This is a genomic window from Streptomyces sp. NPDC001920 (assembly GCF_053594495.1).
This window is the reverse complement of the sequence record NZ_JBSFEP010000023.1, coordinates 60,708-86,598: the sequence shown is the minus strand read 5'-3', so window position 1 is coordinate 86,598 and position 25,891 is coordinate 60,708. Positions and strand designations below refer to the sequence as shown.

General features: G+C 71.7%; 21 protein-coding genes and 1 pseudogene. 12 read left to right on the top strand and 10 right to left on the bottom strand.

Annotation, left to right across the window (positions count from 1 at the left end; genetic code table 11):
• Positions 1 to 365 precede the first annotated feature (365 nt).
• From ACWCPI_RS32280 to ACWCPI_RS32265, 4 genes are read left to right on the top strand one after another with little or no spacing between them, the layout of a single operon-like run.
• Entirely contained in the window at positions 366 to 1,187 is an 822-nt protein-coding gene (locus tag ACWCPI_RS32280) for a glycosyltransferase family 2 protein (RefSeq protein WP_451041491.1), read from the top strand.
• Positions 1,184 to 2,200 (top strand): glycosyltransferase family 2 protein, encoded by a 1,017-nt coding sequence (locus ACWCPI_RS32275; RefSeq protein WP_451041490.1) that lies wholly within the window; start codon positions 1,184 to 1,186, stop codon positions 2,198 to 2,200. Before ACWCPI_RS32280 ends, ACWCPI_RS32275 begins: the two co-directional genes overlap by 4 nt.
• Positions 2,197 to 2,997, top strand: a complete 801-nt coding sequence (locus ACWCPI_RS32270; protein ID WP_451041489.1) for a polysaccharide deacetylase family protein — start codon at positions 2,197 to 2,199, stop codon at positions 2,995 to 2,997. The genes ACWCPI_RS32275 and ACWCPI_RS32270 overlap by 4 nt, the downstream gene beginning before the upstream one ends.
• On the top strand, positions 2,990 to 6,850 hold the full coding sequence (locus ACWCPI_RS32265; protein WP_451041488.1) for a lipopolysaccharide biosynthesis protein: 3,861 nt from the start codon (positions 2,990 to 2,992) through the stop codon (positions 6,848 to 6,850). The genes ACWCPI_RS32270 and ACWCPI_RS32265 overlap by 8 nt, the downstream gene beginning before the upstream one ends.
• A 24-nt stretch (positions 6,851 to 6,874) precedes the next feature.
• On the opposite strand, the gene ACWCPI_RS32260 is transcribed toward ACWCPI_RS32265, so the two are convergent.
• The gene (locus tag ACWCPI_RS32260) at positions 6,875 to 8,287 is read right to left on the bottom strand and encodes a GH39 family glycosyl hydrolase (protein WP_451041487.1); all 1,413 of its coding nucleotides are present in this window, start codon (positions 8,285 to 8,287) and stop codon (positions 6,875 to 6,877) included.
• A gap of 178 nt (positions 8,288 to 8,465) precedes the next feature.
• Between ACWCPI_RS32260 and ACWCPI_RS32255 the strand changes: the two genes are divergently transcribed.
• Complete coding sequence (locus tag ACWCPI_RS32255) at positions 8,466 to 9,563, top strand: DUF5925 domain-containing protein (protein WP_451041486.1); 1,098 nt, start codon at positions 8,466 to 8,468, stop codon at positions 9,561 to 9,563.
• Between the two features lie 72 nt (positions 9,564 to 9,635).
• A complete protein-coding gene (locus ACWCPI_RS32250) occupies positions 9,636 to 10,427 on the top strand; it encodes a DUF72 domain-containing protein (RefSeq protein WP_451041485.1) in 792 nt (263 codons plus the stop codon).
• A 310-nt stretch (positions 10,428 to 10,737) separates the two neighbouring features.
• Here the strand turns inward: ACWCPI_RS32250 and ACWCPI_RS32245 are convergent, their stop codons facing one another.
• Positions 10,738 to 11,106: a GntR family transcriptional regulator gene (locus ACWCPI_RS32245; protein ID WP_451041484.1), complete on the bottom strand. Its 369-nt coding sequence runs from the start codon at positions 11,104 to 11,106 to the stop codon at positions 10,738 to 10,740.
• Positions 11,107 to 11,176: 70 nt separating this feature from the next.
• Between ACWCPI_RS32245 and ACWCPI_RS32240 the strand changes: the two genes are divergently transcribed.
• The 3 genes from ACWCPI_RS32240 to ACWCPI_RS32230 all read left to right on the top strand — a co-directional run bounded on the left by ACWCPI_RS32240 (position 11,177) and on the right by ACWCPI_RS32230 (position 12,943).
• A complete protein-coding gene (locus tag ACWCPI_RS32240; protein ID WP_451041483.1) occupies positions 11,177 to 12,109 on the top strand; it encodes a GNAT family N-acetyltransferase in 933 nt (310 codons plus the stop codon).
• On the top strand, positions 12,090 to 12,593 hold the full coding sequence (locus ACWCPI_RS32235; protein WP_451041482.1) for a DUF402 domain-containing protein: 504 nt from the start codon (positions 12,090 to 12,092) through the stop codon (positions 12,591 to 12,593). Before ACWCPI_RS32240 ends, ACWCPI_RS32235 begins: the two co-directional genes overlap by 20 nt.
• A 212-nt stretch (positions 12,594 to 12,805) precedes the next feature.
• Positions 12,806 to 12,943 carry a hypothetical protein gene (locus ACWCPI_RS32230; protein WP_388806647.1) on the top strand — a complete coding sequence of 46 codons (138 nt, stop codon included), beginning with the start codon at positions 12,806 to 12,808 and terminating at the stop codon, positions 12,941 to 12,943.
• 40 nt (positions 12,944 to 12,983) lie between these two features.
• On the opposite strand, the gene ACWCPI_RS32225 is transcribed toward ACWCPI_RS32230, so the two are convergent.
• The gene (locus ACWCPI_RS32225; RefSeq protein ID WP_451041481.1) at positions 12,984 to 13,433 is read right to left on the bottom strand and encodes a GNAT family N-acetyltransferase; all 450 of its coding nucleotides are present in this window, start codon (positions 13,431 to 13,433) and stop codon (positions 12,984 to 12,986) included.
• Between the two features lie 167 nt (positions 13,434 to 13,600).
• Between ACWCPI_RS32225 and ACWCPI_RS32220 the strand changes: the two genes are divergently transcribed.
• Positions 13,601 to 14,608, top strand: a complete 1,008-nt coding sequence (locus ACWCPI_RS32220) for a lytic polysaccharide monooxygenase (RefSeq protein ID WP_451041480.1) — start codon at positions 13,601 to 13,603, stop codon at positions 14,606 to 14,608.
• Positions 14,609 to 14,731: 123 nt separating this feature from the next.
• On the opposite strand, the gene ACWCPI_RS32215 is transcribed toward ACWCPI_RS32220, so the two are convergent.
• Positions 14,732 to 15,604 (bottom strand): esterase/lipase family protein, encoded by an 873-nt coding sequence (locus ACWCPI_RS32215; protein WP_451041479.1) that lies wholly within the window; start codon positions 15,602 to 15,604, stop codon positions 14,732 to 14,734.
• Positions 15,605 to 15,790: 186 nt separating this feature from the next.
• A complete protein-coding gene (locus ACWCPI_RS32210; protein WP_451041478.1) occupies positions 15,791 to 16,237 on the bottom strand; it encodes a MarR family winged helix-turn-helix transcriptional regulator in 447 nt (148 codons plus the stop codon).
• Positions 16,238 to 16,330: 93 nt separating this feature from the next.
• Here ACWCPI_RS32210 and ACWCPI_RS32205 point away from each other — a divergent pair, with 93 nt between their 5' ends.
• On the top strand, positions 16,331 to 16,705 hold the full coding sequence (locus ACWCPI_RS32205; RefSeq protein WP_451041477.1) for a cupin domain-containing protein: 375 nt from the start codon (positions 16,331 to 16,333) through the stop codon (positions 16,703 to 16,705).
• A gap of 15 nt (positions 16,706 to 16,720) precedes the next feature.
• Here ACWCPI_RS32205 and ACWCPI_RS32200 read toward each other — a convergent pair whose 3' ends face one another.
• The gene (locus ACWCPI_RS32200) at positions 16,721 to 17,689 is read right to left on the bottom strand and encodes a DNA polymerase Y family protein (protein WP_451041476.1); all 969 of its coding nucleotides are present in this window, start codon (positions 17,687 to 17,689) and stop codon (positions 16,721 to 16,723) included.
• The gene (locus ACWCPI_RS32195; RefSeq protein WP_451041475.1) at positions 17,686 to 21,228 is read right to left on the bottom strand and encodes a DNA polymerase III subunit alpha; all 3,543 of its coding nucleotides are present in this window, start codon (positions 21,226 to 21,228) and stop codon (positions 17,686 to 17,688) included. Before ACWCPI_RS32195 ends, ACWCPI_RS32200 begins: the two co-directional genes overlap by 4 nt.
• A gap of 180 nt (positions 21,229 to 21,408) precedes the next feature.
• On the opposite strand from ACWCPI_RS32195, the gene ACWCPI_RS32190 reads away from it, so the two are divergent.
• Complete coding sequence (locus tag ACWCPI_RS32190; protein WP_451041474.1) at positions 21,409 to 22,449, top strand: DUF3533 domain-containing protein; 1,041 nt, start codon at positions 21,409 to 21,411, stop codon at positions 22,447 to 22,449.
• A 410-nt stretch (positions 22,450 to 22,859) separates the two neighbouring features.
• On the opposite strand, the gene ACWCPI_RS32185 is transcribed toward ACWCPI_RS32190, so the two are convergent.
• From ACWCPI_RS32185 to ACWCPI_RS32175, 3 genes and pseudogenes are all read right to left on the bottom strand, one after another.
• On the bottom strand, positions 22,860 to 23,942 hold the full coding sequence (locus ACWCPI_RS32185) for a S1 family peptidase (protein WP_451041473.1): 1,083 nt from the start codon (positions 23,940 to 23,942) through the stop codon (positions 22,860 to 22,862).
• A gap of 318 nt (positions 23,943 to 24,260) precedes the next feature.
• Positions 24,261 to 24,422 (bottom strand): annotated as a pseudogene (locus ACWCPI_RS32180) (slipin family protein); the annotation flags it as partial.
• 163 nt (positions 24,423 to 24,585) lie between these two features.
• On the bottom strand, positions 24,586 to 25,491 hold the full coding sequence (locus ACWCPI_RS32175; protein ID WP_451041472.1) for a S1 family peptidase: 906 nt from the start codon (positions 25,489 to 25,491) through the stop codon (positions 24,586 to 24,588).
• Positions 25,492 to 25,891: the final 400 nt, after the last annotated feature.

Below are 25,891 nucleotides of genomic sequence, written 5' to 3'. Positions count from 1 at the left end.
CAAAACCAACAAAAACGTGAGAGCTCGTTCCAGCTCTTGCCATACAGTCTCAATCATCAATACCGTCGTACATCTCACCCGCATCGGACTGTCAGCATGCGGCTCCAGGGGAGGGCTCAGGTCCGCGACAGTCCCGGCGCGGGGCGCGGTAGGGGGGTGCTCGGTGACGGTGTCCGCACATGCCGCCGAGTCGTGCCGCGCGACCGGCCGCCGGTTCTCCGGTGGTCGGCCACACATGCCAGCTCGCCGTGCGCGCGCGGAGTGCCACTCCTGCGTGCCGTGAGGTGAGAACCCCCCTTTCGAACCGGACACCTAACCGGGCCGCCCAGGGGCGGGCGGTCCACCGGACGAGAGGGACCACACTCATGAGCTCAGTTCTGCGCCCGGCGGTCGCGGACCACGGTCCGTCCACAGCCGGCAAGTACCGGCCCGTCTCCTCGCACCTGGCCATCGCGCCGCCGGTGAGCGTGGTGATCCCGGCCATGAACGAGGCGGAGAACCTGCCGTACGTCTTCAAGACCCTGCCCGACTGGATACACGAAGTGGTCCTGGTGGACGGCAACTCCACCGACGACACCGTCGAGGTGGCCCGTGAACTGTGGCCGGACGTCAAGGTCGTGCGGCAGCGCGGGAAGGGCAAGGGGGATGCCCTGATCACCGGGTTCGAGGCGGCCACCGGCGACATCATCGTGATGGTCGACGCGGACGGCTCGGCGGACGGCAACGAGATCCTGAGCTACGTCTCCGCCCTGGTCTCGGGCGCGGACTTCGCCAAGGGGTCCCGGTTCGCCAACGGCGGCGGCACCGACGACATGACACCGATCCGCAAGCTCGGCAACTGGGCGCTGTGCACCGCCGTCAACCGCAAGTTCGGCGCCCGCTACACCGATCTCTGCTACGGCTACAACGCGTTCTGGCGGCACTGCCTGGACAAGATCGACCTCGACTGCACCGGCTTCGAGGTGGAGACCCTGATGAACATCCGGGTCGTCAAGGCGGGACTGAAGGTGCAGGAGATACCCAGCCACGAGTATTTGCGCATCCACGGCACGAGCAACCTGCGGGCCGTGCGGGACGGGCTGCGGGTGCTCAAGGTGATCCTCAAGGAGCGCTCCAACCGGCGCGCGCTGCGCAGCCGGAGCCACCCCTCCCCGATGCTCGACTCGGTGCGGGGAGAGGTGTCTTGAGCGGTCCCGACATCTCCGTCGTGATCTGCGTGTACACCGAGGACCGCTGGGAGGACATCCTCGCGGCGGTCTCCTCGGTGCGGGCGCAGACGTATCCGGCGTCGGAGACGCTGCTGGTCGTCGACCACAACGAGGCACTCCTGGACCGGCTGACCAAGGAGTACAAGGAGTCCGGCGAAGGCGTTGCCGCGGTGCGGGTGCTGGCCAACGCGGGCCCGCGCGGCCTGTCCGCCGGCCGCAACACCGGTATCGCCGCCTCGTACGGCGAGGTCATCGCGTTCCTCGACGACGACGCCGTGGCCGAGCGTGACTGGCTGAAGCACTTCGCCGCGGGATACGCCGACCCGCGGGTCATGGCGGTCGGCGGGCGCACGGAGCCCATCTGGGCGTCGGGCCGCCGGCCGGACTGGTTCCCGGAGGAGTTCGACTGGGTGGTCGGCTGCACCTACCGCGGACTGCCGCGCGGACGCGTGAAGGTGCGCAACGTCCTCGGCGGCAACGCCTCCTTCCGGCGTACGGCGTTCGACGTCGCGGGCGGCTTCGCCAGCGGTATCGGGCGCGACGGCGACCGGCTGCCACTGGGCTGCGAGGAGACGGAGCTGTGCATCCGCCTCACCCGGGCCCGGCCGGACGCGATCCTGCTGATCGACGACCGCGCGGTGATCCACCACCGGGTGCCCGGTCCGCGCGAGCGCTTCCGGTACTTCCGCACCCGCACGTACGCCGAGGGCCTGTCGAAGGCGCTGGTGGCCCGAAGTGTCGGCGCCGAGAAGGGACTGGAGTCGGAGCGCCGGTACACGACCCGGGTGCTGCCGGCCGGGGTGGCACGTGGGCTGCGGGACGCGCTGCTGGCCCGGCCGGGCGGCGCCGGACGGGCGGGCGCCATCGTCGCGGGGGTGCTGACCGCGGCCGGTGGGTACGTGGTGGGGAGTGTCCGGGCGCGCCGGGGCGGCGTCGCATACTCGGTGGCGGCGGCCGAGGGGGCACCGGGCATCGAGGGGGGACCGGGATGAGCGACCCGCGCGTACCGATTCTCATGTACCACGCCGTCTCCACCGCGCCGAACGACGCCACCCGGGCTCTGTCGGTGGCACCGGAGGCGTTCGCGGAGCAGATGGCGCTGATCGCGGACCTGGGCCTGACCCCGGTCACCACCGCCGATCTCGCGGCGTGCTGGCGCTCGGGCAAGGCGCTGCCCGAGCGGCCGGTGCTGATCACCTTCGACGACGGCTACGAGGGCGTGCACCGGCATGCCCTGCCCGTGCTCGCCGAGCACGGCTTCCCGGCCACGGTGTTCGTCTCGACGGGCTGGTTGAAGGGCCCGCACGACACGGGCGGCGGCCTGGACACCATGCTCGACTGGGACCAGGTACGCGAACTCGCCGCGGCCGGCGTCGAGATCGGCGGCCACAGTCACACGCATCCGCAGCTCGACCAGCTCCCCGACGGCAGACTGCGCTCCGAGCTGATCCTCTGCAAGGAGATCATCAGCGACCAGCTCGGCACCGTCCCGGCCTCGTTCGCCTACCCGTACGGCTACTCCAGCCGCCGGGTGCGCGAGGTGGTGCGCGAGACGGGATACGCCCAGGCGCTCGCCGTCAACAACGGACTCGCACGGCGGCGGCAGGGGCCGTACGCCCTCACCCGCCTGACCGTGCGCCGCGGCACCGGCATCGACGAGTTCGCGCGGATGGCCGAGGGCCGTGCCCTCGGCCGTACCTTCGCCCGGGACCGTGCCCTCACCAAGGGGTACGCGCTGGTCCGCAGAGCACGGCAGGTCCGCCGGAAGGCCATTGGTTGCCGTGTCTGACACGACGACCACGACCGAGCCCGCGTCGAGCGACGCGGCGGCGCCCGAGCGGTCCGGGCGCCGACTTCGCCTGCCCGGCATGGGCAGGTCCTCCGGAGGCAGCCAGCTGTTCCGCAACGCCTACGCCCTGATGATCAACACCGGTGTCTCCGCCGTGCTGGGGCTCGGCTTCTGGCTGGCCGCCGCCCGCTACTACTCCGAGGCCGCGGTCGGGCAGGGTTCCGCCGCGATCGCCGCGATGAAGTTCCTCGCGGGGCTGACGGCGGTGACGCTGACGGGGGCACTGGCGCGCTTCATCCCGGTGGCGGGGCGCGGGAGCGGCCGGCTCGTCTTCCGGACGTACGCGGGCAGTTGCGTCGTGGTGGCGCTGGCCGCGGGCGTCTTCCTGGCGACGCTGGACCTGTGGGGGCCGTCGTACCGGTTCCTGCACGGGGCGGCGGGCGGGCTCTTCTTCGTCGTGGCCGTCGTCGCCTGGAACCTGCTCACGCTGCAGGACGGCGTGCTGACCGGGCTGCGCAGCGCGGTGTGGGTGCCCGTCGGCAACACCGTGTTCTCCGCCGTGAAGCTGGCGCTGCTGGTGGCCTTCGCGGCGGCGATCCCCACCGCCGGTGTCTTCGTGTCGTGGGTCGCGGCGATCGCGGTGTCCGTGCTGCCGCTGGGCTGGCTGGTGTTCCGGCGCCTCGTGCCACGGCATGTGGCCGCGACCGAGGACCACACCCGCCCGCCGTCCCTGCGGGAGATCGGGAAGTTCCTGGCGGGCGACTACACCGGCTCGCTGTTCTCGCTGGCCGTGGTCTACCTGATCCCGGTGATCGTGGCCTCGCAGGTGTCCGCCGAGGACAACGCGTACTTCTACATCACGGCCACCATCGGCGGCACCGTCAACCTGCTCGCCATCAACATGGGCGCCTCCCTCACCGTCGAGGGCTCGCACGACCCGCGCCGGCTCGCCGCCCACACCCGCGCGGCACTGCGGCGCATGGCACGGATCATGGTGCCGGTCTGCGCGGTCCTGTTCTTCGGGGCCCCCTGGATCCTGGGCGTCTTCGGTCAGGGCTACGCGGACGCGGCCACCCCGCTGCTGCGCTGGTTCGCCGTCGGCGCGCTGCTGCGGGTCGTGATGGAGACGTACTTCGCGGTCCTGCGCGCCCAGAGCCGCACCGCGGGGCTGGCCTGGCTGCAGGGCCTGCTGTGCGCCCTGGTGCTCGGACTGACGCTGCTGCTGCTCCCCCGCATGGGCCTGGCCGGCGCCGGCGTCGCCGAGATCGTCTCCCTCGCGGTGATCGTCGCGATCGCCGCGCCCAAGCTGTACCGGACGGCGCGGGCCGGTGCCGGGGAGATCCCGGAGGACACGGCCCCCGACGGTGACCTCGCCGACCTGGGAACGCGCGACGCGGCGGAGGGGGCGCGCAGGCGGGGGCCCGCCTGGGCGCTCGACACCGACACCCTCGCCCTGGGCCTGCACGTCGACTTCGACCACCTGGAACGCCGGCCCGACGTCCGCCCGGGGCCGGGCACTCCGCCCACCGGCTCCCCGCTGATCCGGCCGGAACACCGGCCGGCCTGGGTGCGCAAGCCCGGCGCGGGGCAGCCGGCGGAGCCGGGGGTCCCCCCGTTCGAGCGCGTCCGCGAGTGGGGGAGGGAGCCCGGCTCGGAGGCGTCGCTGGGTCCCGCCGAGGTGGACGCGCCGTTCGACCGTGCCGAGTTCGACACGGGTCCGGACGGCGACGGCGCCGTACCGGAGAAACGCGAGGAGGCCGTCGTACGGGAAGAGCCACCCATGCACGAAGAGGCCGTACGACAGCCCGAAGCGCCCTCGCCCAGCCGGCGGGAGCGCCTGCTGCCCACCCGGCTCGGGGTCGTCCTCGGCTGTCTGCTGATCGCGGCGCTGCTGCTGTACTGGGTGCCGGCGTCGCGGCTCGGCGAGGCCGATCTGGACGGCATGGGCGGGCTCGGGCTGGTCTCGGTGCTGCCGCCGCCGACGCTGGCCGGGGCCGCGCTGCTCGCCGTGGTGTTCGCCTCGCTGCTGTGGCTGGGCCGCGAGCACCGGGCGCTGCTGCTGGTCACGCTGCTCGCCACGGTCGTCTCCCTGCACTCCCTGCCCGCGCTGATCGAGACCGAACCGCGGTTCGCGACGGCCTGGCAGCACCTGGGGTTCCTCGACTACATCGACCGCACCGGGTCGGCCGTTCCCGACCTGGACGCGCGCTGGAGCTGGCCCGGCTTCTTCGCGGTGGCCGCGTTCGTCGCCAAGGCCTGCGGGGTCGGTGACCTCACCGAGGTCATCCGCTGGTGGCCCCTGACCATGCAACTGCTGTATCTGGTGCCGATGTTCCTGCTGGTGCGCTCGATGCGGGCGAGCTGGCGCGCGAAGTGGACCGGCATCTGGGTCTTCGTGCTCAGCGGCTGGGTGGGCCAGGACTACTTCTCACCGCAGGGCTTCACCTACCTCCTGTATCTGGTGTTCGCGGCGATCCTGCTGGTCTGGTTCCGGGCGCCCGGGGTGATCTGGACGAAGCGCCGGCCCGGGGAGATCGAGGTGGAGCCGACGGACCGGCGGCAACGGGCCGTACTGCTGGTGGTCGTGACCGGCCTGTTCGCGGCGAGCGTCCCGGCCCACCAGCTGACGCCGTTCGTGATGCTGGGCGTGCTGACGGGGCTCGTCCTGATCGGCAAGTCGGAACTGCGGGGCCTGCCCATCCTGTTCGGTGTCATGGTGACGGCCTGGATCGGGTTCCTGGCCGAGCCGTACTGGTCCGGGCACTTCGACGAGCTCTTCGGCGGGGTCGGCGGCGTCGGCTCCAACGTGTCGTCCTCCGTCTCCGGCCGGATCGAGGGCGGCAGCTCCACCCACAAGCTCGTGCTGTACACACGCGTGCTGCTGGCCGGCACCGTGATGGCCCTGGCCTGCTGGGGCTGGTGGCGCCGGCGCTTCCACCACTACACGGAGCGTTCCCTGCTCGTCCTCACCTTCGTGCCGTTCCTCGGCTTCGGCATGCAGTCGTACGGCGGTGAGATGGCGCTGCGGGTCTTCATGTTCGCCCTGCCCGGGGCCGCCCTGCTCACCGGACTCGCCCTGTTCCCGCGGACCGGCGTCACCGCGAAGGAGCGCGACAAGGACCGGGTGAGCCTCGCTCCGCTGGCCGCGCTCATGGCGGGCCTGGTCCTCATGGGCGGCTTCCTGGTGGCCCGGTGGGGCAACGAGCCGTTCGAACGGGTCCGGCCCGGTGAGGTCGCCGCCATGGAGTACGTGTACGCCCATGACGACCCGAGCCTGCGACTGCTGTGGCTGAGCGACGATCCGGTGAACGTGGTGACGCCGTCGATGCCGTGGGGCGCGAGGGACATGGAGAAGGTGGAGTACCTGCCGACGCTCGCGCCACCCGACCCGGTACTGGTGTCGGGGCTGGTGAAGGCGCTGAAGGACGCCGGTCCGAACTCGTATCTGATGATCAACCGCGGTCAGGTCACGTATCTGCGGATGGACGTGGGCTATTCGGCGACCTGGGAGTCGCGGCTGATCCGGAACCTGGACGAGCGGCAGGAGCTGAAGAAGGTCTTCGTCAACGCCGACGTCACGATGTACACGCTCAGGAAGCAGCCTGCGGGCGAGGTCCCGAAAGCCGATCCCGGCCCGATCGGGCCGCAGGTGACCTGGACGCCGTGGTCGGTGGTCGGAGGGCTCGCGGCGGTCGCGCTGATCGTGCTGCTGCTGGCCCGCGAGATCGTCCGGGTCGCGGTGGCGCCCGGTGTGCGGCAACTGCAATGGCTGCAGAGCAGCTTCTGGTTCTCGCTGCCGCTGCTGGCGGTGCTGGTGGCTTCGCTGGTCCAGCGGTTCCTGACGATCGAGTGACGGAGGCCTGCGAGGTCAAGTGGCTCAGGTTCGAAGCCACTTGACCTCGTAGGCCTGCAACTCGACCTTCCTGCCGCCGATCTTCGCACTGGTCTGCCGGTCGAGGGTGTTGACCGCCAGAACCACCTCGGAGGTGGCCAGGACCCGGACGCCGGGCTCGTCCACGGACACGTTCTCGTAGTCGGTTCCGGGCCGGAACTCCCGGGCGAACCGGGAGAGCAGGCCGTACATGGGCAGCTTCTGTCCGCCGCGCGCCGTGGAGGTCGGCGTCCACAGGCAGCCGGGGCAGTCGGTGCCCTTCTCCTTCTGCGGGTTCCAGTAGAAGGCCGAGGTGGCACCGCCCCTGGCCAGCGCCATCAGCCCGGCGGCCTGGACGGCGACGCGGCGGGGCTCGGACCAGCCCTTGCGGTCGTCGTTGCCGTCGGCGGGCTCGACGTAGTACTCGGCCCACCACAGCGGCAGGTCGCCGGTCTGCTCGCGCACCCACCGGCTGACGTCCGTGAACTTGTCGGTGGCCGCGAACTCGTCGGGCAGGAGCTCGTCGTCGCGGGTGTAGCTGGAGCCGTCGACCACGACGAAGTCGGCGCCCGCCTTGTGCCTGTTCCAGTACCGGAACGCGTCGACGGTGCGCTGGTCCAGGGCGCCCCAGGGGCCCTGGAGCGCCTTCGAGGCCTCCTGCGCACGCGGGTCGACGCTGTCCATCACCAGGTACGGTCCGCCGACCATGATGTCCGGGTCGACCTTCTTCAGCGCCTTGTGGACGAGGTTGTACAGCCGGGTGTAGCCCTCGTGGTCCCAGCGGCCCTCGGCGTCGTTCCAGAAGCCCTTGAACTCGTTCCACACGATGAAGTGCCGTACGTCCGGGTAGCGCTTGGCGACGGTCACGGCGAGCGCGGCGAAGTCCGCGTAGTGCTCGGGCTCGGGCGCCGTCTCCAGGGCGGCCTGGCTCCAGTCGGTGTTGCCGACGCCGGCCTCGCCGCCCTTCATCCAGTCCGGAGCGCAGCACAGCGTGACGACGGGAGTCCCGCCGGAGGCACGGATGAAGTCGATGCGGCTGTCCATCGCCTCGAAGTCGTAACGCCCCTCGACCGGCTCCGGATTGTCGGCGCCCCAGCCCATGACGTGCTGGATCTGCGGCAGTCCCCCGGCGTCCGCGAGGCGTCCCTCGACCCGCTCGACGGCGGCGGAGTCGCCCTCGTCGGCGCTGAACCGGGTGTGCGTGAACCCCCAGCCCACCTCGGGGTTCGTGGCGTCCGGCGTGGCGGTCGGGCTGCCGTGCACCTTGTCGCCGTCGCGCGTGGTGCCCGCGGTGCTCGTGCCGTTGCCGGGAAGCGTGCTGAGCAGGGTCACCAACAGGGCCAGAGCGGCCGCTCCCACACCGAGCAGCGCGGTGAGCCGCCACCGCCCTGCCCCCGAATTCCACCCATGACGTCCCATCAAGGACAACGGTAACGGGGGTGGCGGGGGCGCGGGCAGGTTTCGTCGGTACCCGATCGCGTCCCAGGGCGGACGGGGCGCGGCGGCGGCCTCGCGCGGGACACCGGGCGTGGACCGTTGGCGGGACGTACCGCGGAAACCGGGTGCACGGGGGCGCCGGGTGACAGATCATGGCCGCATGTCTGCGAACCCACACGACGCTCTGCCGATCCGGCTCAACGTCGACGACAGCGACTCGCCGTCCGACGTCGTCGACGCGCTGTTCCTCGGCCGCTTCGCGACGGGCGAGCAGCCGTACTCGCACGCGGTGAACATCGACCGCGTCAAGTCCGGGGTGACGCTGCTGCCGCCGGGCGCCCGCGTGCTGCGCGCCGCCCGCGACGACGACCGCAGCGCGACGCTGGCCGAGGGCGACGGCTGGACCCTGCTGATCTCCCGCTGGAACCGGGGCGCCGACGTCACGGTGACGGCGACCAGCGAGGAGCTGGCGGCGCGCGTGCTGGGCGAGGCGACGGACGGCGCGGCGGACGAGCCCGAACCGCAGCCGGAGAACGTGACCATGGGGTTCTGGTACGTCTCCCCCAGGCGCGGCCCGCACCGCACGACCCGGCAGATCTCGGCGGGCACCTGGGACGAGGTGCGGGCCAACTACACCGCGCCGGTCGCGGACGCCATGGACCGCCTGATGAAGACGACCCCGCAGGACATCGCGGGCCGCCTGCTCCTGCTGCACGGCCCGCCGGGCACGGGCAAGACCTCGGCGCTGCGGACGCTGGCCCGTTCCTGGCGTGACTGGTGCCAGGTGGACTGCGTGCTGGACCCCGAGCGGCTGTTCAGCGACGTCGGCTATCTGATGGACATCGCGATCGGGGAGGAGGACGCGACGGGCAAGGGCCGCTGGCGGCTGCTGCTCCTGGAGGACTGCGACGAGCTGATCCGCGGTGAGGCGAAGCACACGGCGGGCCAGGCGCTGTCGCGGCTGCTGAACCTCACGGACGGCCTGCTGGGCCAGGGCCGCAACGTCCTGGTGGGGGTGACCACCAACGAGGACCTGGAGCGCCTCCACCCGGCCGTGGTCCGCCCCGGCCGCTGTCTGGCCCGCATCGAGGTGGGGGCGCTGACGCGCCCGGAGGCGGTGAGCTGGCTGGGGACCGAGGAGGGCGTCGGCCGTGAGGGCGCCACCCTCGCGGAGCTGTACGCGCTGAAGCGGGGCACGTCTCCGACGTCGCTGCCTCAACCGCGGGAGGGGGCCGCGGACGCGGGGCTGTATCTGTAGGGCCCGGCCGTACGAGATCTGCAGGGCCCGGCCGTACGGGCCGGGTGCGGCTCGCGGTGCTTTCATGGACGTATGACGTTGTTCGTCGGTACGTCGGGGTGGCAGTACAGGGACTGGCGGGACGTCCTGTATCCGGCCGATGTGCCCATGCGGCTGTGGCTGGAGGAGTACACGGCGCACTTCGCGACGGTCGAGATCAACAACGCCTTCTACCGCCTGCCGACGCGGGAGAACTTCGAGGCGTGGCGGGACCGGGTGCCCCCGGACTTCGTGGTCGCGGTGAAGGCGAGCCGCTACCTGACCCACATCAAGCGGCTGCGGGAGCCCGAGGAGCCGGTGAACCGCCTCATGACCCACGCCCGGGGCCTGGGCGACCGCCTGGGCCCGGTCCTCCTCCAGCTGCCGCCCACGCTGAAGGCGGACGCCGCACTGCTGGACGCCTGCCTGTCCTGCTTCCCCGCCTCGACGCGGGTCGCGGTGGAGCCGCGGCACGACAGCTGGTGGACCCCCGAGGTGCGGGCGGTCCTGGAGTCGCGGGGCGCCGCCCTGTGCTGGGCGGACGTCAGGGCCCGGCCCGTGGCGCCGCTGTGGCGGACGACCGGCTGGGGATACGTCCGCTTCCACGAGGGCCGCGCCCGGCGGTGGCCGCACTACGGCCGGCAGGCCCTGGACACGTGGGCCCACCGCATCGCGGACACCTGGTCCGCCGACGACGACGTGTACGCGTACTTCAACAACGACCCGACGGGAGCGGCGGTGCAGGACGCGATGACCTTCGCCCACGCGGCGGCGACGACGCCCCTGCGGCCGACCCGGACCCCGGACCACGTGCCGGCCGGCGCCCGGCGCTCGGCTCCCGCCTGAGCCGGCGCCGGCGACCCTGGACAGGGCTGCTCTCCCCCAGGTCCACGCCCGCCTTCGTCACGCCGCTCGCCCGTTGCGGCCGCCCCTTCGTCCCCAGCGGACCGCCGAGCTGCGGCGACTGCGCGAGGCACCTCGGCCAGGACACATGGGCATCGTCCTCCGCACCGACCGGCGGCCTCGACCGGCGTCCGGCACAGCGGGCCGGCGTCCGCGTACGAGCCCGTACGGGTCGCCGCCGCAGCGGCCGCCGCTCAGCCCTCTGGCGCGTCCGGCGGTACCGAGGCCCGCCCGGCCCGGAACCGGTAGTGCCCTACCCCCCGTAAGCCGCGCGCAAGGCGTCCCGTACGGCGGCGAGCGCCGTGTCCTCGTCCGACCCCAGCCGCCGCGCACGCTCCACGTAGGCCTGCGCCGCCGTCGCCAGCTCACGCTCCGCGGCCGATCCGGCGGCGGCCACGAACGTGCCGTTGCGCCCCCGCGTCTCGATCACCCCGTCGCTCTCCAGCGCCCGGTACGCCTTGGCGACGGTGTTCGCCGCCAGGCCCAGCGACTGCGCCAGCCCCCGGACCGTCGGCAGCCGGTACCCCACCGGCAGCACGCCCGCCCGCGCCTGCTCGGAGATCTGCGCGCGCACCTGTTCGAACGGCGCCGCACTGTCGTCGATGTGGATCTGCAAGGTCACGGGGCGATTGTCCCGTACCCGCCGGAAAATGAGAGGCACCCCAGCACATCCCCACGTAGCGTGCGGCCGTATGACCGTCTCCGTCCGCGATCTGCGTCCCGAAGTCCCGGGCGACGCAGAGGGCTTCGTCGCCGTCCGGCGCCGTGCCCTGCCCTACCTGCCGCTGACCCCGCAAGCCGTCGTCCACGGCGTCACCCGGGCCCGTCCCGACGCGCACGCCAGGCCTCTCGTCGCCGAGGAGGACGGCGAGATCATCGGCACGGCGCAGGTCGGTGTCGCCCACGACAGCCCGGAGCCCGGGCAGGGGTTCGTGAACGTGTACGTGCACCCGGAGCGGCTGCGCCGCGGGGCCGGCTCGCTGCTGCTGCGGGTCGCCGAGGAGCACCTGGCGGCGGTGGGCGCGACGAAGCTGTTCGTCTGGGCCCTGGACGAGCCGGCCAACCGGGCCTTCGCCGAGCGGCGCGGCTACCGGACGAGCCGTTCCGCGCACTTCCTCCGCCTCGACCTCGCCCACGGCACGCTGCCGCCGCTGCCCGACTCCCTCCCCGCGGGCGTCGAGCTGCGTACCGCGGCCGACTTCGTGGACGATCCGCGTCCGCTGTTCGAGCTGGACGCGGAGGTGACGTCGGACGAACCGGGTGATGTGGAGGCCCGGTTCACGGACTACGAGGCATGGCTCCAGGAGACCTGGCACGATCCGATGAACAACCTCGATCTGACCTCGGTCGTGCTGGTCGACGGCCGCCCCGCCGCGTTCAGCGCCGCCCGCACGGACGGCACCGGCCGCTACGGCACCGGCATGACCGGCACGGCCCGCGCCTTCCGAGGCCGTGGCCTTGCCAAGCTCGCCAAGAACGACTCCCTGCACCGCGCCCGCGCCGCCGGCTGCACGGAGGCGTTCACGGGCAACGACACCGGCAACGACCCGATGCTCGCGATCAACAAGTGGTTCGGGTACGAGATCTGCGCGACGGAGGTGCGCTGTGTCCGCGAACTCGGCTGACCAGGGCCAGGCGCTGGAGGTCGTCCTCGTCAAGGCCGGCCGTACGAAGATCCGTTACGGGGCCGAACTGCTCTGCGACGACGGCACCCGCGTCGCCGTCCGGGCCCCCTGGTCCGGCGCCGGGGTCCGCGACTTCGGCTTCGTCCGCTTCGAGCCGGGCGACGTCTTCACGGAGTACTACTGGCGTGACCGCTGGTACGCCGTCAAGGAGGTCCGTGACGCGAAGGGCGCCCTCAAGGGCTGGTACTGCGACGTCACCCGCCCGGCCGCCCGCTCAGGGACCGAGCTGGTCGTGGAGGACCTGGACCTGGACCTGTGGCGCTCGGCCGACGGCTCGGACGTGCGGCGCCTGGACGAGGACGAGTTCGCCGAGAGCGGTCTGGCGCAGTCGGACCCCGAGGCGGCCGCCGCGGCGGTGGCGGCCCTGGACAAGCTGGAGGCGTTCGCCACGGTGGAGGGCGGTATGGAGTCATTGCTGGCCTGAGACCCGAAGGAGGCGGCGGGCCGCGTCCCGGCCCAGGCCCTCCGCTGTGATCACGTGCTCACCGCCGGTAATGTCCCGAGGGTGACACCTGCCACTGGCAGTCGGATTCGTGACCACGGCCACTGACAGGACCTGCAGCGATGAGGAACTCTCCCCGGAAGCGTCTACCTCCGTGAGAACGCGGAACCCGGTAGGCACTGAAGGAGGCAGCCATGCGCCGTGTGACCGTGCAGAAGCCCCTGAAGAAAGCGTCGGACGCCCGCCGTGTCCGGGAGGAGGCCGACGAGCGTCCCTCGGGACGACCGGAGGTCCGCAAGGACATCGCCCGCACCTGGTGGCCGGACGTCTGAAACGCTCAGCCGGCCGCACGAGACGGTCGCACGGGACGCGTCAGCCGAGCCGCTTGCGGTAGTGGACGCGGTCGTAGGGCCCGTCCATGCGCCGCTCGACGAGTTCGTACCCGTACTTCGGGTAGATCTTCTGGTTCTCCCACATCAGCGCGTTGGTGTAGAGCCTGATCTCGGGCAGTTCGAGTGCACGCGCGCGTGCCTCCACGAAGTGCAGCAGCCGCCGCCCCAGCCCCCTGCCGTGCGCGTCGGGGTGGACGGCGATGCTGTCCAGGAACAGATGGTCGTCGTGCGCCTCGACCACCACGAGCCCGATCACGGGATCACCCGTGACGAACACCTTGCCCTCGGCCACGTTCGCCGCGTGGTCCGCCTCCATGGGCACGGGCGCCCGTCCGATGCGCTCGATGTAGCGGTGGTAGGCGGCATCGGTCACGGCCTTCACGGCGGGTACGTCGGTGGCTTGCGCGGGCCTGATGTCGTCGTCCGTCATGCCGCGACGGTACCTACCTGATCGCAGTCTGAGCACTCCCTTAAGGCGACCCTAAAGATCGCCATCAGCCGCCTGGAGCAGGCGATTTCGCGGCTCTCCCGGGCTAGCTTCTGATCGCCCCCACGGGATCCACCCCGCACGTCAGAACATGTCTGAGGAGATCTTCCATGCCCGCACGCCGCACGACCGCCGCTGCCGCGGTCCTCGGTCTGGCCCCGCTCGCCCTGACCGCCCTCGCCTCCGCTCCGGCGTCGGCGCACGGGTCGATGGGGGATCCGGTCAGCCGGGTCTCGCAGTGCTACGCGGAGGGCCCGGAGAGCCCGAAGTCCGACGCGTGCAGGGCGGCGGTCGCCGCCGGCGGTACACAGGCCCTCTACGACTGGAACGGCATACGCATCGGTGACGCGGCCGGGCGCCACCGGGAGCTGATCCCGGACGGCAAGCTGTGCAGCGCGAACAGCGAGGCGTTCAAGGGCCTCGACCTGGCCCGCGCGGACTGGCCCGCGACGAGCGTGCGCAGCGGGTCGTACACCTTCAAGTACCGTGTGACCGCCCCGCACAAGGGCACCTTCAAGGTCTACATCACCAAGGCCGGGTACGACCCGACGAAGCCGCTGGCCTGGGACGACCTGGATCTGGCCAAGCCGGTGGCGACGGCGACCGACCCGGCCGCGTCGGGCGGCTTCTACACCTTCTCCGGCACCCTTCCGCAGCGCTCCGGCAAGCAGCTGCTGTACGCGGTCTGGCAGCGCTCGGACAGCCCGGAGGCGTTCTACTCCTGCTCGGACGTCACCTTCGGCGGGGGCGGTACCAGCGGCAGCGGCGAGGGCTCCGGCGGTGGGGCGGCGCCGGCCCCGAGCGCGTCCGCGCCCACCGAGGAGCAGATCGAGGACGGCGCCGACCAGTCGACGGTCGAGCACGGCGGTCATGGGGACCAGGACGCCGGCACGTCGGCGGAGCCCGCGGCGGCGGAGCCCGCGGCGGACGGCGACGCGCAGTCCGCCTCGGCCAACCAGCCGAAGGCCGCCGGAGCCACCGGGAACCTCGCGAAGACCGGCGGGAGCAGCAGCACGGGATATCTCGCGATGGGCGGGGCCGCCACCCTGGCGCTCGGTTCGGCGGTGCTGTTCATGTCGGTGCGCCGTCGGGCGGCGGGCGCGCGCCACGGGCGCTGAATCCGGAACTCCGGGGCCTGACCGGCGGCTCAGGCCGGTCAGGCCCCGGCGGTGTGTGCGGCTGCAGGCCGGCGTGTTCCGGCCGCACGGGTCCCGTGCACACCGGCTCACGCGGCCACGCGCTCAACCTATGGCAGAGGCGCAGGTGGTGGGAGTGGCACGGGCCGGGTCGAGCGCGTTGGCCACCTCGTGGAAGGCGATCCGGTCGGTCAGGCCCAGCAGCGCGTGCTCGGACAGGTCGATCGCGCACAGGTCCTGGATCAGGACGTTCTTCACGCCGGGTCCGGTCAGGAACTGGGTCCGGTACGGCGTGACCACCTCGTCGTACTTGGTGGCGATGACCGTGTAGCGGACGCCGGGCACGGTGTCGCCGCCCTCGTTGAGCCTGGTCATGAACTCCGAGCCGACGACCTGCTGGGCGAGGGCGGGCGTGGCGGTGGTGAGCAGGTCCTCGGCGCCGGGGAAGTACGGCAGCAGGTGCGTGAGTCCGCCGAGGGTGGTGCCGTGGTTGTTGGGCGCGATACCGACGAGGGCGTTCACCTTGGCGGCACCGCCGAGGAACTTGAGGTAGTAGCGGGGCATCATGCCGCCCTGCGAGTGCCCTACGAGGTCGGCCTCGGCGGCGCCGGTCGCGGCGAGCACCTTGTCGACGTAGGCGGACAGTTGCTCGGCCGACTTGTCGATGGGCCCGAGGGCGTGGAAGAAGGGGACGCCGGGCAGCTGGCCGTAGTCGAGGGAGAAGACGCAGTAGCCGCGGTTCGTCAGATAGGGCGCGAGGCCGAGCCAGTTGTCGACCGAGTTGGCGAAGGTGCCGTGCACGAGGACGACGGGGCGGGGATGGGCGGCCGACGGCTTGCAGGAGTAGTCGTTCCAGCCGTGGTCCGAGGTGGCCGTGGTTTCGGCCGCGTGGGCGGTGGTGGCGGTGGGGACGAGGGCGACCGCTGCGGTCAGCAGGAGCGCGGCCAGGGGTCTGAGCAGTCGTTTCCAGGGCAGCATCGGGTGATCTCCTTGCGGCTCAGGGGAGGGTTCGACGGCCGTACGCCCTGTGATCCGGATCACGAAGGATGCTGTTCACTCGTCAAGTTACGGGCGAGTAGTAGACGTGTGAAGTTACGCGTCAGTAAAAACTTTCAGTGGTAGTGAGCGGCGACCGGAGACCGGACCGCGATACCTGACCCTCCGTCACCAGGAGGGCCGGATGGGACCGTTGGGCGCCACACGCGCCAACCGGTCGAGCAGTGAACGCACTTCACCCTCACCGAGCACGTCCACCCACCCCGCGACGGCATCGGCCGCCGCCTCCTCGGCCGCACGGGTGCAGGCCCAGCCTCGCTCGGTCAGCACGACCAGCCGGGCACGCGCGTCCCCCGGATGCGTCCGGCGCTCGGCGTATCCCTTGCGCACGATCTCGTCGACGAGCTGACTGGCCGCCTGCTTGGTCACGCCGAGATGCACGGCGAGGTCGGTGACCGTAGCGCCGTCCGGGGCGAGCCGCGCGAACGCGAAACCGTGCGCGGGCCTCAGCCCTTCGAAGCCACGGGCGACCACGCCGTCGTGGATGCGCTGGGTGAGCTCACCGGCGACGGCGAGCAGGGTGGCGGACAGGGCCAGGGCATCGGAGTTCTGCACGCAGGCATTGAAACACCCTTGACGAATCGGTCAAGCAGCTTGACCATAGGGCCATATAGTCAAGTTGCTTGACCATCTGTCGAGGGAGGCACCATGCCCGTGATCCGCGCTTCCGACGCCGTCACCCACGAGATCCACGGCGCTCGTTTCATCTCGTACGCCACTCCCCGCACCGGTTCCGAGGAGCTGTGCGCCTGGCGCGGCGAGATTCCGGCGGGGACGAAGGCACCCGCCCACACCGTCAACCGGGAGGAGGTCCTGCACCTGCTCGACGGCGAACTGCTGATCACGCTCGACGACCGCACGGACCGGATCACGGCGGGCGACACACTGATCATCAACCCCGGCGCCACCCTGACCGTCGAGAACCCGGCCGACCGGATGGCGATCACCTGGGTCACCACGTCCATCGGCCTGGAGGCGGAGCTGGCCGACGGCACGCGCATCACCCCGCCCTGGGCCAACTGACCGCTTCCGGCGCGATCATGCGGCCAGCGCCCCCGGCATCACCGCACGCGGCCCGAACTTCGCCCGCGCGCGGTCGGCGACCTCCTCGATGCGGCGGGCCTTCTCGTCGAGCGGGTCGAAGGTGAGCTGATAGGAGGCCCGTTCGGCGGGGTCGAGCCCCTCGGCGCGCAGGGCGAGGGCGCGGACGCGGGCGCGCTGGAGGCCGAGGGCGTCGTACATGTCGTAGGCCGCCCTGGTCAGCGCCGCCGAGTGGGCCGTCGGCTCCTTCAGCGTACGGCTGCGGGTGGTCGAGGAGCGGTCGGCGTAGCGGACGGTGAGGGTCAGGGTGCGGCAGATCTTGTCCAGGGCGCGCAGCCGGGCGCCCAGCTCCTCGGCGGCCGAGAGCAGGGCGCGGCGGTGCCGGCCGGGGTCCAGCTCGTCGCGGGTGAAGGGGCGTTCGGTGGCGAGCGAGCGCGCCACGCCGTCCGGGACGACCCGGCCGCGGTCGATGCCGCCCGCCTTCTCGTGCAGCTCGCGGCCTGCCTTCGCGCCGACCAGGCGCTGGAGCGTGGACAGGGGCGCGGCGGCGACCAGGCCGAGGGTGTCGAGACCGTACTCGCACAGGGTGCGGGCGGTCGCGGCACCCACGCCGGGCAGTGCGGCGACGGGCTTGCCGGCGAGGAACTCCGCGACGGCGCCCTCCGGCACGGCACACGTCACCCCGGGCTGCGCGTCCCCCAGCGCCACACGGGCCAGCATCGGCCCCGGACCGGCGCCGATCACGCAGTCGACGCCGTGGTGGGCGAGGGCGCGCACCCTGATCACCGACGCCAGCTCGACCGCGTCGCGCCCGAAGTACCGCTCGGCGCCCCGCAGATCGGCCAACGCCCCGTCCGGCGGCAGCGCCTGCACGACCGGCGTGAAGTCCTCCAGCAGTCCGAGCAGCCCCGGCAGGGCCGCCTCGTCCGTCGGCGGCAACTGGAAACGTACGCAGAGGATGGTCATCCCGCACTCCCCGGGCTCTGGTGCCACAACTTTCTTCCTCCCGCGGGCCCTTCGCCCGCGGGGCGCAGATCGGCCCAGGGGTGCATCTCGTACCCCGTGGGCATACGGATCGTCCGCTGCTCCATCGGATCCCGGGCCGCCGATCCGGCCGGGGCGGGCGCCCCGTCCGAGCCGGCCAGCCGACGACGCGCCGCTCCCTCACCGTCGTCGCCGGAACCGTCACCAAAACCGCCATCGCCGCCGCCGGCCAGCCGGGCCGCGACGCCCTCCAGCCCTTCCTCCCGGCGCACGTCCAGCAGTTCCGCGAGGTTCCAGGCGGCGGAACCCACCACGCTCAAGCTGCGCGGACCACGCCGCTGCACGACTCCCCGCACCAGCAGCAGCCAGGAGTGGAAGACGGTGTGGGCGCAGGCGTCGTGCGAGTCGTCGAAGAAGGCGAGGTCGACCAGGCCCGTGCCGTCGTCCAGCGTGCTGAAGATGACCCGCTTGCCGGAGCGGATCGGCGGCGTCTGGGTGGCCGCCTTGGCGCCCGCGACCAGCACGCTCTCCCCGTGCCGGGCATCGCGCAGCCGACGGGCGCTGACCACGCCCAACTCGCCCAGGAAGTCCTGGTGATCGTCCATGAGGTTGCGCGAGGCGTCCATGGACAGCACACCCAGCTCGGCGCTGAGCCGCTCCGCCGAGGTGAGGTCGGGCAGCCCGGCCGCAGCCGTCTTGCGCCCGCCCGCCAGCGGGAGCTGTCCCCCGCCACCCCCGCGGGCGCCCCGGTGCAGCTCGGTCAGGTGCAGTTGCAGATCACGCCGGTTGGCCCCGAAGGAGTCCAGCGCACCGACCTGCGCGAGCCTTTGCGCGACCGGCCGACTCGGCCGCGCCCGCTCCCAGAAGTCGAGCAGCGAGGCATACGGCTGCCCGTCCGCGATCCGTGCCGCCTCGGCCTCGCTGATGCCGTGCACGTCGGAGAGGGCGAGCCGCAGTCCCCAAGTCCCCCTGGATCCCCTCGATTCAGACACCAGTTCGATACGGTGGGTGACTCCCGACGCGTTCACGTCCAGCGGCAGGATCGGCACCCCACGCCGCCGCGCGTCCGCCAGCAGCAGCCGCTTGGGATACATCCCCGGGTCATGGGTGAGCAGACCCGCGTAGAAGGCGGCCGGGTGATGGGCCTTCAGCCAGGCCGACTGGTAGGTCGGCACGGCGAAGGCGACCGCGTGCGCCTTGCAGAAGCCGTACGACCCGAAGGCCTCGACGATCTCCCAGGTCCGCTGAATCGTCTCCGCGTCATAGCCCTTGGCCGCCGCGTGCTGCGCGAACCACACCCGGATCCGCCCTTGCGACTCAAGGTCGGACAACCCCCGCCGCACCCGGTCGGCCTCGTCCCGCCCACAGCCGGTCATGATGTGCACGATGTCGATGATCTGCTCGTGGAAGACGACGACCCCGTACGTCTCCCGCAGCGGCCCCTCCAGATCCCTGTGCGGATAGCGGACGGGCGCCCGTCCGTGCCGCGCCTCGATGAACGGCCGCACCATGTCGGCGGCGACCGGCCCGGGCCGGAAGAGCGAGATGTCGACGACGAGATCGTGAAAGGTGGCCGGCTGGAGCCGCCCGACCAGGTCCCGCTGCCCCGGCGACTCGATCTGGAAGCAGCCCAGGGTCTCGGTGGACCGGATGAGCCCGTACGTCGCCGGGTCGCCGTCCCCCCGCTCGAAGTCGAGCGCGTCCAGGTCGATCCGCTCCCCCGTGGCCCGCTCCACCTCCGTCACGGCGTGCGCCATCGCCGACTGCATCCGCACGCCCAGCACGTCGAGCTTGAGCAGCCCGAGGTCCTCGACGTCGTCCTTGTCGAACTGCGACATGGGAAAGCCCTCGCCGCTGGTCGGCATGACGGGCGTACGGGCGAGCAGCGAGGCGTCGGAGAGCAGCACCCCGCACGGATGCATGGCGATGCCGCGCGGAAGGGCGTCGAGAGCCTCCACCAGCTCCCACAGCCTGCCGTACCGCTCCCGCTCCCCGGCCAGCCGGCGCAGCTCGGGCAGTTCGTCCAGCGCCGCGCGGGCGTCGCGCGCCCGGATGTGCGGGAAGGACTTGGCGATGCGGTCGATGTCGGCCGGGTCCATGGACAGGGCGGCGCCCACGTCCCGGATCGCGTGCCGCACCCGATAGGTCTCCGGCATCGAGACGGTGGCGACCCGCTCCCTGCCGAACCGGTCGATGATCGCGCGGTAGACCTCCAGCCGGCGCGCGGACTCCACGTCGATGTCGATGTCGGGCAGCACCAGCCGGCGCTTGGACAGGAAGCGCTCCATCAGCAGCCCGTGCTCCACGGGATCGGCGTGCGCGATACCGAGCAGGTGGTTCACCAGCGATCCGGCGCCGGAGCCACGCGCGGCCACTCGAATACCCATCTTCCTGACGTCATCGACCACTTGGGCGACCGTCAGGAAGTAGGAGGCGAACCCGTGGTGGGCGATGATGTCCAGTTCCTGGTGCATCCGCTCCCAGTACTCCCGCCGCCCGTCGTAGCCGCGCAGCACCATGCCCGCCACCGCCCGCGAGGCGAGCGCCCGCTGGGCGGTGCGCCGTCCGGCACCGACGAGGTACGGCTCGGGGAAGTGGACGGTGCCGATCCCGAGGTCGTCCTCCGGGTCGACCAGGCACTCGGCGGCCGTCTCCCGGGTCTGCTCAAGCAGACGATGAGCGGTGTCCCGCCGGAACCCCGCGGCCTCCACCACCCGCTCCGCGACGCGCGCCATCTCGTCCGCGCCCTTGAGCCAGGCCTCACCGGAGTCCAGTTCCTCGACGGCACCGACGGGCACGAGCCGGCGTGCGGCGTCCAGGACGTCGGCGACCGGGCCCAGCCCTGGATCGGCGTACCGGACGGCATTGCTCAGCACGGGCCGGACGCCCTGGTCGGCGGCGAAGCCGACGGTACGGGCGGCCAGGCGCAGGGAGCCCGGGCCGGTGCCCTGACGCCCGTGCCATACGGCCTCCAACCGCAGGGAGTCGCCGTAGACCTCCCGCCACGGCACCAGCAACCGGCTCGCCCGATCGGGCCGGCCGGCGGCAAGCGCCCGCCCGACATCGGAGTCGGGCCCGAGCAGTACGACCACCCCGTCCCCCCGGTTGTCCCCCCGTGGCAGCAGCGGCGCCCCCTCCCCGGCATGCGCAGCCGAAACGATTCGGCACAGATCGCCCCACCCGCGGCCACCGTCCCTGGCCAGGAAGGTGACCCTGGGCATCGACTCATCGACAAAGGCGCCCCCACGCACCGGCACCCGCCGTCGCTCCCGCCGCGGATCTCCCCCTCCCCTCCGCGACTCGAACCCCTCCACGCCCAGCTCCACCCCGAACAACGGACGCACCCCCGCCGCCGCACAGGCCTTGGCGAAACGAACCGCACCCCCGAGCGAGTCCCGATCGGTGAGGGCCAGGGCATCCATCCCCCGCTCGGCGGCACGCTCGGCCAGCCGCTCCGGGTGCGAGGCGCCGTACCGCAGGGAGAACCCGGAGACGGTGTGCAGATGCGTGAAACCCGGCACACGCACCTCCCGTACTCAGGAGCCCGAGAAGCGGCCCTCGAACACCGACTCTCGAACATCAGTTCCCAACTCTCCCACCTCCACCATAGACCATTCCGGGACCGTTATCGAACACTCGTACGACATCCGTTCGGCCGCCTCCCACCTGCACAAACACCCCCGGACTCGGACCGTGGGGGCATGACGCAGACCACCGGCGCCGACACTCCCCGCACCCCCTTCCTCGCCGAGGTGAAGGACGCGGTGACCCCGCGAGCCACCCTGCTCGTGATCGGCACGGTGGCCCTCGCCCTGCTCTTCGTCGCCTCCTATGTAGGCGCGCTGCACGATCCGAAACCCAGGGACGTACCCTTCGGCGTCGCGGCACCCCGGGCCGCGGCCCAGCAGGCGGTGACCCGACTCGGCACCCTGCCCGGCCACCCCCTGGACCCCCGCCCGGTGGCCGACGCGGCGACCGCCCGAAGCAAGATCCTCGACCGCGAGATCGACGGCGCCCTCGTCCTCGACCCCTCCGGCACCACGGACACCCTCCTGGTGGCCACCGGAGGCGGCCGGGCACTGGCGACAACCCTGGAGAACCTGGTCGCCACCCTGGAAAGATCCGAGGCCCGCACCCTCCGCACCGTCGACGTGGCCGCGGCCGACCGGCACGACGCCAACGGGCTCTCGTCCTTCTACGTCACCGTCGGCTGGTGCGTGGGCGGCTACCTCTGCGCGTCGATCATGACCCTCAGTTCGGGCGCCGGCCGCGCCACCCCGAGACGCTCAGCGATCCGCCTCATCGCCATGGCCCTCGTGGCCGTCGTCGGCGGCCTCGGCGGCGCCCTGATCGTCGGCCCGATCCTGGGCGCCCTGCCCGGCAGCATCGCCGCCCTCTGGGGCGTCGGCGCCCTGACCATCTTCGCGGTGGGCGCGGCCACGCTGGCCTTCCAGGCCGTCTTCGGCCTGGCCGGGATCGGCCTGGTCATCCTGATCGTGGTGATCCTGGGCAACCCCAGCGCGGGCGGCGCCCTCCCGCCCCCGCTCCTGCCCCCGTTCTGGCGAGACATCGGCCCGGCCCTGCCCCCGGGCGCGGCCACCTGGACAACCCGCTCGATCGCCTACTTCAAGGGCAACGACACCACCACAGCCCTCCTGGTCCTCTCCGCATGGGCGGCCGGGGGCATCGCGATCACCCTCCTGGCAACGTCATGGCGAGCCCGAAGAACGAGCCACACATAGCCGCCCACCGACCGACAGCCGCCGACGACGGAAAGGGCCGCACCCCCACGACCGACAGCCGCCGACGACGGAAAGGGCCGCACCCCCACCGACCGGCAGCCGCGTACGGCGGTGAGGGGCCGTACCGGGGGGTGCCCGCCCGCAGTGACCGGCGTCAAGAAACAGCACTTCTCGGCCGTACCCCAACCGCCGGTCCGAGGACGGACACCCCCCGGTACGGCCCCGCCCCACCCACAGACCCGACGCGCACCCCCACCGCCCGCACGGCCCCGCACAGGCGCCGCAGGCACCCCGCACAGGCGCCGCACAGGCGCCGCAGGCACCCCGCACAGGCGCCGCAGGCACCCGCACCACACACGAAAGTCCCGCCCCCTCACGAGGGCGGGACTTCACGAACCACGACGACCAGGTCAGCCGATCTCGGTACCCGTGGCCGACAGCGCCTCGGTCACCGGCTGGAAGAACGTCTCCCCACCGGAGGTGCAGTCACCACTGCCACCCGAGGTCAGCCCGACCGCCTTGTCACCGGAGAACAGCGAGCCACCACTGTCCCCGGGCTCCGCGCACACGTCGGTCTGGATCAGCCCGTTGACGATGTCACCGTTGCCGTAGTTCACGGTGGCGTCGAGCCCGGTGACCTTGCCCTCGTGCACCTGCGTGGTCGACCCGCTGCGAGTGACCGCCATGCCGACAGTCGCCTCCGCGGCCCCGCTGATGGCCTGCGTGGACCCGTTGTAGAGGTTGACCTCGCTCGGGTGCTCGACCTCGGCCGTGTACTTGACCAGCCCGTAGTCGTTGTCGGGGAAGCTGGACACCTCGTTGGTGCCGATCTCCTTGCCGTTGGAGTCCGACCAGGTCGAGATCCCCTCGGTGCAGTGCCCGGCGGTCAGGAAGAACGGCTCGCCGCCCTTGACCACGTTGAAGCCGAGCGAGCAGCGCCCGCTGCCATCGGTGATGGCGTCACCACCCGCGATGAAGGGCTTGAACTCCCCCTTCGTCCGCTGGAGTTCGACCGTGGCGCCCAGCTCGTCGGCGACCTTGCCGAGCTTGGCCCACTCAGCCTTGGAGACCGTGCGGTCGGCGGTGACGACGACCTTGTTGGTCGTCGGGTCCGTCACCCAGGAGGTGCCGGGAATGGTGGCGTCCTGCTTGAGCGTCGTACGGGCGCTCTTCAGCTCGGCAAGCGAGTTCTCGACGACTCTGGCCTTGGCGCCGGCCGCCTCGACGGCGTCGGCCGCGGCCTCGTCGAGGACGTTCACCACAAGGCTCTTGGTCTGAGCGTCGTAGTAGGTACCCGCGGCATCGGTGCCGAGGTCCTTGGCGAGCGTCGAGGCGAGCTTTCCGGCCGCGCCGACCGACAGGGTCTTCGGCGCGGACGCCTCCGGCGTCTCACTCGCGTTCGCAGTCTGCAAGGTCACGCCCGCGGCGACCAGTGCGGCGATACCCGCACCTGCCACGGCTGCACGCCGCTTGGGTATGCGTCGGTGCTTCAACTCACGTCCTCCTGTGGGGGGTCGGCCCGAGAGGTTGTGGGGACCTCGTCGGACCGGAAGGCGTACGGCTGCAGGGGCGTCACACAACAAAAGTCGCGCCCCTGCCGGTTGAACAACGCTCACTATTCCTAGGCCAACGGGGAGCGCACAAGGTCGACTTCAGGACGCGCGTAGAACACGGTTGCGCCCCCCGACCGGCTTGACCGTGCACAGTCACGCCGGGCTCCTTCCGCGCAGCAAACACCCCGAGCGAGCGACTCATAAGCAACGCGTAAGGTCTACTCCTGTCTCGAAATCGCCCCTCAGCGACCCGAATCCGAGCGAGGCCGAGCGAGACCCGAGCGACTGACGGGCGACCCCGGTCGGCTTCTTCGCGGCCTGGAACTCGGCATCGGCGTTGACCAGCCGTGCCCGCCGCTCCCGATCGGCCTTCGCCTGCTGCGCCATCGACCGCTTCATGTGAGGGACCGCAGAGACGTCTGCGTCATCTGCGAGACCGCGAACCGCAGGAGGCACCACCGGCACTCCGACGGCAACCCCGCCGCCGGACAAGCGGGAGCCCCCGCACGACTGGCGTGCGGGGGCTCGGATGCCGTCGACTGCGATCAGCGCAAGCGACCTGTGCCGATGTCCGGCCGGGCGGTCAGTAGACGCTGACGCCGTAGGCGCTGAGGGCCTCAGTGACCGGCTGGAAGAAGGTCGTGCCGCCGCTGGTGCAGTTGCCGCTGCCACCGGAGGTCAGACCGTACGCCGTGCCGTTGCTGCCGTACAGCGAACCGCCGGAGTCGCCGGGCTCGGCGCAGACGGTGGTCTGGATCAGGCCGCCGACGATGTCGCCGCCGCCGTAGTTGACGGTCGCGTTGAGGGCGGTGACCCGGCCGCTGCGCGTACCGGTGGTCGAGCCGTCACGGATGACGGTGGTGCCCACGCTGGGCGTTGCCGCGCGGGTGATGTCCACACCGTTCGCGGTGCCGGGGCGGCTGACGGAACCGGTGTAGCGCACGATGCCGTAGTCGTTGCCCGGGAAGCTGGAGCCGGCGGTCGAGCCGATGACCTGGGTGCGGCCGGAGTTGGAGTACCAGGTGCCCGCGCCGTCCGTGCAGTGGCCGGCCGTCAGGAAGTACTGGTTGCCGCTGCTGTCCTGGACGTTGAAGCCGAGCGAGCAGCGCCAGCTACTCGCATAGATGGCGTCGCCGCCCTGGATGAACTTGCTGAACTTGCCGGGGGTGCGCTTGATGGTGAGCGCGTCGGCGTTGGCCCCGGCCTGCTGCTTGATCTTGGCGATCTCCGCCTGGGAGACCGTGCTGTCGACGGTCACCATCACGCGGTTGGTCTTGCTGTCGACGGCCCAGGCGGTGCCCGGGATGTCGGCCTTCAGCACCGAGCCGCTGGCGCTCTTGAGCTGGGCGGCACTGAAGGTGGTGGGAGTCTCCGCGGCGCTCGCGTGGGGGATCGCGATCGCGGCTGCGGCCGCGAGGCCGGTGGATACGGCGATCAGCCGGGTCCGTCTCGCAATGCCGCTACGGGGGGTGGTGCGCTTGATCCTCACTTTTCGTTCCCTCCAAGGGAAGTCGGGGGCCCGCGTGGGGTCGGGGCCCGTGAGGCGCAGCCAGAGGGTCACGTATCCGGATTCCGAACACGCCGTGCCCCTGACAAGCGCTGAGGGGGAGTATTCGGCCGAACGACCGGTAGGCGCAAGAGCACCTTTCGGCCGTCAACCATTGAATGATCTACGAAAGTTGACGGCCTTTGCCCCCGGCGTGCGGCGGCGGCGAGCCCAAGTCCGCTCCGCCCCCCGCCGCTTGACGCACCGGCCCCACGGTCGACGCTCCTTCACATCACCCGGTCAGCCAGGCCGCCCCGGACGACCCGGAAAGCCCGACGGGCACCGTCGGCCACCTGAATCCCGGCAGTGACCGGAAGTCGCCTGCCCCGCCATGGCCGACCGC

Excerpts from the sequence above, each read along its gene's own strand:
- ACWCPI_RS32260 (WP_451041487.1), bottom strand. The coding sequence starts at position 8,287 with ATGGGACGTCATGGGTGGAATTCGGGGGCAGGGCGGTGGCGGCTCACC.
- ACWCPI_RS32225 (WP_451041481.1), bottom strand. The coding sequence starts at position 13,433 with ATGACGGACGACGACATCAGGCCCGCGCAAGCCACCGACGTACCCGCC.
- ACWCPI_RS32255 (WP_451041486.1), top strand. The coding sequence starts at position 8,466 with ATGTCTGCGAACCCACACGACGCTCTGCCGATCCGGCTCAACGTCGAC.
- ACWCPI_RS32230 (WP_388806647.1), top strand. The coding sequence starts at position 12,806 with ATGCGCCGTGTGACCGTGCAGAAGCCCCTGAAGAAAGCGTCGGACGCC.
- ACWCPI_RS32200 (WP_451041476.1), bottom strand. The coding sequence starts at position 17,689 with ATGACCATCCTCTGCGTACGTTTCCAGTTGCCGCCGACGGACGAGGCG.
- ACWCPI_RS32190 (WP_451041474.1), top strand. The coding sequence starts at position 21,409 with ATGACGCAGACCACCGGCGCCGACACTCCCCGCACCCCCTTCCTCGCC.
- ACWCPI_RS32250 (WP_451041485.1), top strand. The coding sequence starts at position 9,636 with ATGACGTTGTTCGTCGGTACGTCGGGGTGGCAGTACAGGGACTGGCGG.
- ACWCPI_RS32220 (WP_451041480.1), top strand. The coding sequence starts at position 13,601 with ATGCCCGCACGCCGCACGACCGCCGCTGCCGCGGTCCTCGGTCTGGCC.
- ACWCPI_RS32205 (WP_451041477.1), top strand. The coding sequence starts at position 16,331 with ATGCCCGTGATCCGCGCTTCCGACGCCGTCACCCACGAGATCCACGGC.
- ACWCPI_RS32280 (WP_451041491.1), top strand. The coding sequence starts at position 366 with ATGAGCTCAGTTCTGCGCCCGGCGGTCGCGGACCACGGTCCGTCCACA.
- ACWCPI_RS32270 (WP_451041489.1), top strand. The coding sequence starts at position 2,197 with ATGAGCGACCCGCGCGTACCGATTCTCATGTACCACGCCGTCTCCACC.
- ACWCPI_RS32240 (WP_451041483.1), top strand. The coding sequence starts at position 11,177 with ATGACCGTCTCCGTCCGCGATCTGCGTCCCGAAGTCCCGGGCGACGCA.
- ACWCPI_RS32215 (WP_451041479.1), bottom strand. The coding sequence starts at position 15,604 with ATGCTGCCCTGGAAACGACTGCTCAGACCCCTGGCCGCGCTCCTGCTG.